We start from the raw sequence: 8,447 nt of genomic DNA, 5'->3' as shown, positions 1-8,447 counted from the left end.
CGGCTTGTGGTCATCGACCGCTGGTATCCCAGCAGCCAAATCTGTTCGACCTGCGGGAAGAACACCGGCCGCAAACCGTTGAACGTCAGGGCATGGACGTGCCCCGCGTGCCACACGACCCATGACAGGGACGTGAACGCCGCGAAAAACATCCTCGCCGCAGGGCTTGCGGTGAACGTCTGCGGAGACCAACGCAAACACCACAACAACTAATCACGTTGTAGTGCGAAGCGTAGTCTGTGAAACAGAAACCCTAGGCCGCGAGGCCAAGGAATCCCCCGCCTCTACAGGCGGGGGAGGATGTCAATATGTGACCGAATAGGAATGTTCGGCTTTTTCTCTCAGATCCGCCCTTGGAGCAACTCCCCACCGCATCCCCGGTATCAACGCGCTCGAAGGGCGGTTTCATTTCCCCCTCCACCCTCAATCTCGCCCTCTTTCCGCCCTCAATCTTGTCCCCTTCCACCCTCAATCGTGCCCCCCTGCCGCCCCACACCCTTTTCACTCTCCTCACCTTCTTTCTACTCCCTCACCTTTTCCCTCTCCTTCACCTCACCAATCCTTCACCCTCTCCCGCGCCCAGCCCTTCCGATCCTTTCAGCCCTTTCAATCCGTCCCATCCCCTCATCCGCCGTGGCGGAGAGTACAGATTTTCGTTAAATGCATCTTTTCTGACCACGTTGGTTAGGAGAGACGCGCTTTGGGAACGGAAAATGCAGTTTTCCTGACCACGCCGGTTAGGGGAGACGCAGTTTGGATTGGAAAGTGCTATTTTTCTGACCACGTTGGTCAGGAGAGACGCGCTTTGGGAACGGAAAATGCAGTTTTGCTGACCAGGCTGGTCAGGGGAGGTGCGGTTTGGGAGTGGAAAGTGTAGTTTTGCTGACCACATTGGTCAGGAGAGACGCGGTTTGGGTTGGGAAGAGTGGTTTTGCTGACCACGCGGGGCAGGGGAGGTGCGGTTTGGGTGGGAAAGTGCAGTTTTCCGTACCATGCTGGCGCTGTTCACGGTTTCCGACTCTTTTCCGTCCGCCTCCCTCCCATCCCCCGTTTGCCTATCGAATATCTCAAGCAGATTCCCAGCATTATCGGGTAATAATGGAGCCACTTGTGTGCGCCGCCCAACGAAGACGACCGAAAACGACCGAAAACGACCGAAGACGACGCTTGCCCGCGTACCCGCGCACTGTGCATCCGCACAAGCTGCGCTCCCTGAGTGTCCGCCGCCGCCAACGACGATACGGTGGGCAGCCCCCGCCGGCAGCCGGGTTTACTCCCGCCAGCTGGCCTATTGCCGTATCCGTCCCCCCATTCACCCAACCGGAGCCGACTTCATCAACCACCTCCATTAACCACCTAACCACACTTCACTTAATCAACCAACCCCATCTTTCTCGTCAACCTCAACTCCGCCAGACCCGTTCCCGACTCCGCGCGGCCGCCCCGGCTCGCAAGTCGCCCCCCCGAACGCGGTCGGAAAGACTTTCACTATGGATTTATCCCGCGCCAAGCAGACGCTGCTGGAGAACGACTCCCTGCGTTTTGCCGCTGTCAAGGATTGCGAAATCATCACCGATACTGATTACAGCTTGCGTCCGCTACTCAAACTGCTCGACGCCCACCGCACGCTCGCAGGCTTCACAGCCGCCGACCGCGTGATCGGCAAAGGCGGCGCGCTGCTCTACGTACTGCTCGGCGTACGCACTGTGTACGCGCCGATCATGAGCAGGGACGCGCTCGAAACGCTCGAACGTCACGGCATCAACGCCGACTACGAAGAGCTTGTTCCCACGATTTCCAACTACGCCGAGACTGGCATCTGTCCGATCGAGGACGCCGTGAGCAACATCGACGATCCGCTCGATGCCGAGTCCGCGATCCGCCCCGTCGTCGCCGGCCTCGCCAAAGTCCACTGACCCATCCCGCGCTGACCCGTCTCTTCCCCGTTACACACGGTGTTACACACGGCGCCACTGACCCATCCCGCGCTGACCCGTCTTTCACCGACTCACTCCGCACTGGCAGCCTCGCGCTAGCCAGCGCACCCACTCCTGCCTCTCACCGCGCCTCGCACCTCCCGTCGCCCAGCGTCCCGGCTCACCCCACTCCGGCCCACTCCGCGCTCGCCCGAACCCACCATCTCCGCCCCCGCTTCCTCCCGTCCCCCAATCCCGCTATAATGTCGTCTCGCTGTGCCGAGTTTCCAATCGCCGCATGAGTTGGGAACTTTCTAGGTCCAGCCAAACTCGACTTTTGGCGGATTGGCACGCGTTTCGAGCAGCAAACTGCCGAAACTTCAGGATTGGAGCGGTTGTACGGATCACTGCGGCTCGCTGGGAGCAACACAACCCGTCACCCCGCCCCACAACCTACGCACCGGCATGCGGCGGTGATATGAGGATTATTATGGTGAACGCAATCGAGGCATTCGACGCCAAGCATCTCAAGCCGGCTGAGGAAATCCCGGCCTTCCGTCCCGGCGACACCGTGGACGTGAACGTGAAGATCCAGGAAGGCAACAACTCGCGTATCCAGACCTTCACTGGCGTTGTGATCGCTCGTCAGGGCGCCGGCGTGCGTGAGACGTTCGTGGTTCGCAAGATCAGCTTCGGCACCGGTGTGGAGCGTCGCTTCCCGCTGCACTCCCCGGCGATCGATTCGATCAAGCTCGTGCGCAAGGGCCGTGTGCGCCGCGCCAAGCTCTACTACCTGCGCAACCTGCGCGGCAAGGCCGCTCGCATCGTCGAGCGCCGCGACAACTCCGCCAAGTGAGTTTCGAGCCCGGGTTTGGTCCCGGGCTTTTTTATTTGTATTTCCGCATACCGTTGTGTGGGTGCTGTGCTTGCGGCTGTTGGAATTACCTTAATGTTGCTAGGCTAGTGGGCGGTAATGTGCATGAACCACAAGGAGGCGCGGCAGATGGATCCCGAGCAACAACCCCCGTATGGGGCACAGGAACCACATGCTGTTGCTGCCACGTCTGAACCCAAGCCGGCCAAGTCGGCCAAGAAGCACACTGATGCCTCGTTTGGCCTCAAGGATTTCGCACTGTGGTGTGGCATTCCGATTCTGATCATGGTGCTGCTGCGCGTGTTCGTGTTTGGCATGTATCTGATTCCGTCATCGTCGATGGAAGACACGATCATGCCGGGTGACCGCGTGATCACGTCGCAACTGACGCCACGTTTTGGCAAGATTAACCGTGGCGACATTGTGGTGTTCAAAGACCCTTCGGATTGGCTGCCTGCCGAGAAAACGACTGAAGGCACAGACTATTTGATCAAACGTGTCATCGGTTTGCCGGGCGACGTGGTGGAATGCGCCGGCAATGGCGCTCCTGTCACAATCAATGGTGTGGTCATTGATGAGCAGTCGTATATCAAGCCTGGTGTAGAACCGAGCGCATTTGCGTTCAATGTCACGGTGACTGAAGGCCATCTGTTTGTAATGGGTGACAATCGCGCCAATTCCGCCGATTCGCGCTATCACAAGAACGATGCCGAGAAAGGCCTCGTGCCTATTGCCGATGTGAAAGGCGTCGCATTTTTGCGCTACTGGCCGCTCAACCGCATCGGCTGGCTTAGCGCACACCACGATGTGTTCGCCCACGTGCCTGAACCGAAAACAATCCCTTCCGCCTGAGCCTTCGCAGCCATCAACCACACACGAAGCCAGCGCGCAGCACAAGCAGCACACAGAACCACGCAATGCAAGACGCAAGAAAGCACAAGCGCACGCCAAGCCACCACACAGCAAAGGTCGATCATTCATGCCCTCAGTAATTCCCACACTTGATCGCGAACAGGAACTGGCAGACCAGGGATTCGATCTGATTGTCGGGTTCGACGAAGTGGGCAGGGGAGCGCTGGCCGGTCCCGTCATGGTAGGTGCCGCCGCGATTTGGGCCGCTGATTTGCCGCAATTGCATGTGCCCGACCATGTGGCCGATTCGAAGATGCTGACCGAGCGGCGTCGTGAAGCGATCTATGAAGATCTTGAGGCCTGGAGCGCCGCGTGGGCCGTAGGCCAGGCCAGCAACCAAGAAATTGACGACTGGGGCATCAGCCATGCGCTCGGCATCGCAGCATTGCGCGCACTGGCTCAACTCGAACACCACCTTGGCATTGGCATTGCATCAAACCAAACGTCAATCAGCAGTGAAGCCACCACGACCTTGCGTACCCCGCGCATCGGCGCGATTCTTGATGGTCCGCATGATTACATCACCAAAGCGCTCGGCACGTTCGAAGCCCCTGATGTGCCAATCAACGCGCATGTGGTCACACAAGTCAAAGGCGACCAGCATTGTGCCACAGTGGCCAGTGCGGCCGTTATCGCCAAAGTCACGCGAGACCATCTGATGATCGAACTAGCCGAGCGCCCCGAATATGCGCCTTATGGCTGGGCGTCGAACAAAGGCTATGGCGCCAAAGCGCATCGCCAAGCCATCGTGGACCACGGCCTCTGCGACTTGCATCGCCTGAGTTGGAAACTGACCTGATCCACACCACGCAGAGCTAGATTCCAGCTCAACTCAATAGCGCCGCAAGCACAGCAATGCTGAGCGGACTCAATGCGGTCGACATCAGCACACCATCGCGTGCCAACGGAACAGACGCGTTGTATTGGAACGCGAAGTTGAACGCGTTCTGCGCACTTGGCAACGCGGCCAGTACCACACATCCGTAGAGCACATCGCCGCGCAATCCCAATCCCCAGTAAGCCAACGCGAATGCGGCAGCCGGCATCAGGATGTTCTTCGCTATCACAATCGAAAACACCGCGCCTTTCGAGGTTTGTTCGAGTGGTTTTGTGCCATGCAATGACATGCCGAACGCCAGCAAAATCATCGGCACAGCCGCGCCGCCAAGCAGCGAGGTCGTTTCAGCAAACACCGACGGCACCACCGCATGCCCGACCTGCTCGGCCAGCACCGAGCAACCAATGCCAAGCACCGTGCCAATGAAAATCGGTTGGCGCAGCGGACTCGTCACAATGCGTGTGAGCGAGGTTTTACCGCTCGTCAACGTGTCGAGCGCAGCCAACGCAATCGGCATATAGAGCGCCTGCTGAATCAGCAGCAGCGGCGCCACAAGCCCAGGATTGCCAAGGATGTAAGTGGCCACAGGCAAACCAATATTGTTCGCATTGCAATACAGCGAACACAACGCACCCACAGCGTTATCCACGGCTTTCAAATGCAGCACAAACTTGCCCACAATCACAAACGCCAGCCCCGCCACGAACGCCGATCCGAACGCGACGAGAATCGTCACGTCAAACACTTCACCAATGCGATGCTGCGACATTACCGAAAACATCAGGCACGGATTGGCCACATAAAACGCCACGCGATTGCACGCATACTGCGCCTGGGAACCGCCGATTTGTAAGCGTGCGCACACGTATCCAGCTGCAATGATTATGCCGATGATCGCAAAACCCTGCATCGCTCCCAAAAAGCCGCCCATCACACCTCCCGCCTCCGCTGGTGCCCCGCCTGCTCCCGCTGCCAACTCCCGCTGCCGCCTGCCGCATGCAGATTCCATGGATATTTGAGCGTTTCTAACCATAACGAAGCACTTACCGTTAGGCTAGGCACCAGTTCGCCAACCGGAACATTGCCGCGCTCGTTTGCCGCGCCATGCCGTTCCGGTTCGCCCGCAACACCATCAACCAGTAGAAAACACGACTATGACCAACACTTCGACTTCCAACTTCTCGACTTCCAGCGCTGCAACTCCCAGCCTCCAGCAAGACCTTTCGCAAGACCTCCAGCACAACCCGCCGCAAGACCTCACGCTCGACGCTGCGTTGCCGCGCCAGGAAGCGCTGAACTCGCTGATGGAGCAAATCATGGCCGTCTACTCGGTCAGCGATGACGAAGGCCCGTTGACTGACATCGTGCAGCGTTTCCTTGAGCAGCAGCCGCATCTGACGGTCCGCCGCCACGGTGACACGCTTGTGGCGTCAACGAACTTGAACAAACCGCGCCGTGTAATCATTGCCGGCCATCTCGATACGGTGCCCGTCATCGACAACTTCCCGCCACGCTGGCTAGAGCCCGGTGACGAGCTGATCCGTGCCGACGTGGCCGAAGGCCACGAGCACGAACGCATCATGTGGGGCAGGGGAGCCACCGACATGAAAGGTTCGGACGCCGTGTTCCTCTATATGGCCGCCACGCTGACCAACCCGCGTGCAGACATCACATACGTGTTCTACGACCATGAGGAAGTCGCAGCCGAGAAGAACGGCCTGCGCAAGGTTGTTGAGGTGCACCCCGACTGGATTCAAGGCGATTTCGCATTGATTGGCGAGCCCACTGACTGCGGTATTGAAGGCGGCTGCAACGGCACGATGCGTTTCGATGTGGTCACGCATGGCATCGCCGCCCACTCGGCGCGCGCCTGGATGGGCCGCAACGCGATCCACGACGCCGCCGAGATTTTGAACCGTCTGAACGCGTATGACAATCGCGCGATCGAGGTGGACGGCTTGACGTATCAGGAAGGCCTGAACGCCACGCTGATTTCGGGTGGCAACGGCACGAACATCATCCCCGACGAATGCCGCGTGCACGTCAACTACCGCTTTGCTCCAGACAAAACGTTGGAACAGGCCAAAGCTGTCATGTTTGGTCAGGAAACAGCCGAACTCAAGCAAACGGGCACGTATCCGCATCTGGGCAACGGCGAGCAGACGGCGCCGGGTGGCGTGTTCGAGGGTTTCGCGATCGAGATGAAAGACGAGTCGCCATCCGCCCGCCCCGGTTTGGAAGCGCCGATTTCAGCCTCGCTCGTTGAGCTCGTGCGCGAGCGTACAGGCCGTGAACCGCTGCCGAAGATGGGTTGGACTGACGTCGCGCGCTTCTCGCAGCTCGGCATTCCGGCCGTCAACTTGGGCGCCGGCAGCCCACTGCTCGCCCACAAGCACGACGAGCAGCTGCCCGAAACTGATTTGCTACGCATGGCCGACCTGCTGATCGACTGGCTTGAGTAAGCCGTTCATATTTATCGATTGCGCCGTAAGACCCCCGCCTCTTAGCGGAGCGCAGGCGGGGGATGTAAGGCGCACGGCCATATTTTACATTCTTTCATGCTATAATGTAAGGCATGGGTGCCGATGGTATGGTCCGGCGGGCCTACAAGTACCGCTTCTATCCGACGCCCGGGCAGGAGAACCTGCTGCGGCGTACCATCGGGTGTTGCCGTCTGGTCTACAACAAGGCCTTGGCGGCACGTACCGAGGCGTGGACTGCGCGTCGGGAAAGTGTCTCGTACAACCAGACCAGCACCATGCTTACCGGATGGAAGAAGACCGAAGAGCTGGCCTTCCTCAGGGAAGTGTCTTCAGTTGCGCTTCAGCAGTCGTTGCGCCACTTGCAAGCGGCGTTCTCCAATTTCTTCGACGGTACTGCGGATTATCCGAGGTTCAAGAAGAAGTCCCGTGGCGGAGCCGCCACGTTCGTTCGTAGCGCGTTCACATGGGACGGCCGCACTCTCAGGCTCGCCAAGATGGACAAGCCGCTCGACATCCATTGGAGCCGTCCGTTGCCGGACGGCGCATACCCGGTCAACGTGACCATATCCTTGGATTCGGCTGGCCGCTGGCATGTGAGCATCCTCGTGGAGGAACACGTCACCGCGTTGCCAAAAGCCGAAGGCAAGGTCGGCGTCGACATGGGCGTGGAATCCTTCGCCACGCTCTCCACCGGCGAGAAAATCGACAACCCGGGGCTGCGCAAGAGGAACGCCAAGCGCCTGGGGAAAGCGCAACGCGATCTGGCGCGCAAACGGAAAGGAAGCAACAATCACCGCAGGGCCATGTTGAAGGCGGCCCGTATTCAGGCCCGCATCGCGGACCGGCGCAAGGATTTCCTGCACAAGCTCTCGACCCGAATCGTCCGTGAAAACCAAACGGTCGTCATCGAGGACTTGGCGGTGAAAAACATGAGCCGCAGGTGCAAACCGGAGACGGACCCGGCCAATCCGGGCCACTACCTGTCCAACGGCCAGACGGCCAAACGCGCCCTCAACCGCGGTATCACGGACGCGGGCTGGCGCATGTTCCGCACCATGCTGGAGTACAAGGCCGCATGGTACGGACGCGACATCGTGGTCATCGACCGCTGGTATCCCAGCAGCCAAATCTGTTCGACCTGCGGGAAGAACACCGGCCGCAAACCGTTGAACGTCAGGGCATGGACGTGCCCGCACTGCCACACGACCCATGACAGGGACGTGAACGCCGCGAAAAACATCCTCGCCGCAGGGCTTGCGGTGAACGTCTGCGGAGACCAACGCAAACACCACAACAACTAATCACGTTGTAGTGCGAAGCGTAGTCTGTGAAACAGAAACCCTAGGCCGCGAGGCCAAGGAATCCCCCGCCTCTACAGGCGGGGGAGGATGTCAATATGTGACCGAATAGGAATGTTCGGCTTT

The 8,447-nt window shown here is 59.3% G+C and carries 8 protein-coding genes; 7 read left to right on the top strand and 1 reads right to left on the bottom strand.

The genetic code is table 11. The features are described 5' to 3' along the window. The 5 genes from BGLCM_RS08320 to BGLCM_RS06370 form a co-directional block, all read left to right on the top strand. Positions 1–213, top strand: a 213-nt coding sequence (locus BGLCM_RS08320) for a zinc ribbon domain-containing protein (protein WP_148401546.1), incomplete at its 5' end; no start/stop codon positions are given. A gap of 1,277 nt (positions 214–1,490) precedes the next feature. Then, entirely contained in the window at positions 1,491–1,916 is a 426-nt protein-coding gene (locus BGLCM_RS06385) for a DUF1893 domain-containing protein (RefSeq protein ID WP_006294889.1), read from the top strand. Positions 1,917–2,406: 490 nt separating this feature from the next. Then, the gene (rplS, locus tag BGLCM_RS06380) at positions 2,407–2,772 is read left to right on the top strand and encodes a 50S ribosomal protein L19 (RefSeq protein WP_044085170.1); all 366 of its coding nucleotides are present in this window, start codon (positions 2,407–2,409) and stop codon (positions 2,770–2,772) included. A gap of 147 nt (positions 2,773–2,919) precedes the next feature. After that, positions 2,920–3,642, top strand: coding sequence for a signal peptidase I (lepB, locus tag BGLCM_RS06375; protein ID WP_148401544.1), 723 nt, complete (start codon positions 2,920–2,922; stop codon positions 3,640–3,642). A 127-nt stretch (positions 3,643–3,769) separates the two neighbouring features. Continuing rightward, positions 3,770–4,501, top strand: coding sequence for a ribonuclease HII (locus tag BGLCM_RS06370; protein ID WP_006294886.1), 732 nt, complete (start codon positions 3,770–3,772; stop codon positions 4,499–4,501). A gap of 28 nt (positions 4,502–4,529) precedes the next feature. Here BGLCM_RS06370 and BGLCM_RS06365 read toward each other — a convergent pair whose 3' ends face one another. Continuing rightward, positions 4,530–5,471, bottom strand: a complete 942-nt coding sequence (locus tag BGLCM_RS06365; protein WP_044085169.1) for an AEC family transporter — start codon at positions 5,469–5,471, stop codon at positions 4,530–4,532. 223 nt (positions 5,472–5,694) lie between these two features. Here BGLCM_RS06365 and dapE point away from each other — a divergent pair, with 223 nt between their 5' ends. Further along, a complete protein-coding gene (gene dapE, locus BGLCM_RS06360) occupies positions 5,695–7,002 on the top strand; it encodes a succinyl-diaminopimelate desuccinylase (RefSeq protein ID WP_006294884.1) in 1,308 nt (435 codons plus the stop codon). Positions 7,003–7,115: 113 nt separating this feature from the next. Beyond that, positions 7,116–8,324 carry an RNA-guided endonuclease InsQ/TnpB family protein gene (locus tag BGLCM_RS06355; RefSeq protein ID WP_081927606.1) on the top strand — a complete coding sequence of 403 codons (1,209 nt, stop codon included), beginning with the start codon at positions 7,116–7,118 and terminating at the stop codon, positions 8,322–8,324. Positions 8,325–8,447 lie beyond the last annotated feature (123 nt).

Origin of the sequence: Bifidobacterium gallicum DSM 20093 = LMG 11596, from assembly GCF_000741205.1 — a bacterium.
Lineage (GTDB): Bacteria > Actinomycetota > Actinomycetes > Actinomycetales > Bifidobacteriaceae > Bifidobacterium > Bifidobacterium gallicum.
Note: the sequence above shows the minus strand (reverse complement) of the source record. Positions and strands in the feature narration are given on the sequence as shown.

Coding starts and splice junctions, on each gene's coding strand:
- BGLCM_RS06385 (WP_006294889.1), top strand. CDS start 1,491: ATGGATTTATCCCGCGCCAAGCAGACGCTGCTGGAGAACGACTCCCTG.
- rplS (WP_044085170.1), top strand. CDS start 2,407: ATGGTGAACGCAATCGAGGCATTCGACGCCAAGCATCTCAAGCCGGCT.
- lepB (WP_148401544.1), top strand. CDS start 2,920: ATGGATCCCGAGCAACAACCCCCGTATGGGGCACAGGAACCACATGCT.
- BGLCM_RS06370 (WP_006294886.1), top strand. CDS start 3,770: ATGCCCTCAGTAATTCCCACACTTGATCGCGAACAGGAACTGGCAGAC.
- BGLCM_RS06365 (WP_044085169.1), bottom strand. CDS start 5,471: ATGGGCGGCTTTTTGGGAGCGATGCAGGGTTTTGCGATCATCGGCATA.
- dapE (WP_006294884.1), top strand. CDS start 5,695: ATGACCAACACTTCGACTTCCAACTTCTCGACTTCCAGCGCTGCAACT.
- BGLCM_RS06355 (WP_081927606.1), top strand. CDS start 7,116: ATGGGTGCCGATGGTATGGTCCGGCGGGCCTACAAGTACCGCTTCTAT.